General features: G+C 50.6%; 2 protein-coding genes. Both read right to left on the reverse strand.

What is annotated here, in order from left to right; genetic code table 11:
- A partial coding sequence (locus tag C5O24_RS13400) for an ISAon1 family transposase (RefSeq protein WP_237613090.1) occupies positions 1–942 on the reverse strand: 942 nt, incomplete at its 3' end.
- Positions 917–1,288, reverse strand: coding sequence for an ISAon1 family transposase N-terminal region protein (locus C5O24_RS13405; protein WP_107037119.1), 372 nt, complete (start codon positions 1,286–1,288; stop codon positions 917–919). The genes C5O24_RS13400 and C5O24_RS13405, both read right to left, overlap by 26 nt.
- Positions 1,289–1,343 lie beyond the last annotated feature (55 nt).

The raw sequence follows: 1,343 nt of genomic DNA on the forward strand, positions 1-1,343 counted from the left end.
GAAGATGAAGAAGTCTCGGTCTCTTACTCCACGCATCTGCGATCGGAAGATCTTGACCTTTGAGTTGAATGCCTCGGCCGAGGCGTTGGTGGCCCTCCTGCGAAAGTAGTTGATTATTGTCGGGGCATGGTTCTTGAATGTCTTGATCACGGAACGGAAGTTATTGTTGTCCAATGCCATTACTTTCTCATACCATTTGTTCATCTTCCCTAATGCCTTGGTCGGTGAGATTTTCAGATTAAATATGCGGCGTAGCTCCATCGCGAGCTGATACGCAGCTTTGAGTATCGGATAGTGCTTGAATAGAATGTTGGCTCGATGTCGCTGTATGTCAGTCCATTTGTTCTGCGACATCATCAGTGTGTGCTTGCTGCGGGCAAGTATCTGACGCATGGTCTCGCCGTTGGAGTACGTCATCGGCGGCTCGGACTTGTCGCGGGAATTGTCCTCTGCTATGAGCTGACGGCGGATGTCGACACGGATTTCATCGACAGCCTCGTTGTAGACCTGCTGTACGTGGAAACGGTCGTTGACAACGTGTGCGTTGTAGAAAACCTCGGCGGCAATGAGCATCATTGACGGCGACAGATCGCACGTCACTTCTTTCACCCGGCGTCTGACTGATTTTCCCATCGCGCCGATAAGAATCGATATTATCTCATCGCTCCTGGTGCCGGGAATGGCCGCCGCCAGCGTTCCGGGGCCGCCATGACCGTCCTTGTTGGTGAGGAAAGTCCATACCTCCCCGTTGCTCAGACAGGTCTCGTCAAGGCTCATGTACGGGCCGATGTTGGCGGCGTTGAAGTAGAATCCGCAACCGAGTTCGCTCTCGCACCACTGGGCGTAGCCGCTCAGCTTATTGCGGTATAAGTCAGCAAAATACTTGCCGCTTACGCAGTACATCCGCGCTATGTACTTAATCGACAGGGCTGTCGTCTCCACCTTCGTCTTTTAAAAAAGCCACGAACTCGGCACTGAGTCGTGTCCCTTCTTCGTTGGGAAGTTCAAGGTTGTAGGAGAATATCTCGTTTGTTTTCTTGTCCCACCACTTGTTCTTGCGCATATGCAGATACACAGGACGACCCCGCAAGGGATAGTCCTGTACGGTAACATAGTCCGTGTAGCCTCTCGCTACGATATGGGGATTACGAAAATCCTCATCAGACAATTTCTTCTTCTCGTCAAGCCATATGTCGTAGGATTGGTCTGTCTTTTCAAACCTGACCATCTCAAACAGCTCGTTTAAGCCTTCGGGTAAAAACTGCCAAAATGCATCACTGGTTTTCATGACGCAAATTTAACACTTTTCCCAAAATTCATGCACCGCACTTTCGGCTTGAGCC

The sequence above is a fragment of the Paramuribaculum intestinale genome, from assembly GCF_003024925.1.
In the GTDB taxonomy this organism is placed as follows: domain Bacteria; phylum Bacteroidota; class Bacteroidia; order Bacteroidales; family Muribaculaceae; genus Paramuribaculum; species Paramuribaculum intestinale.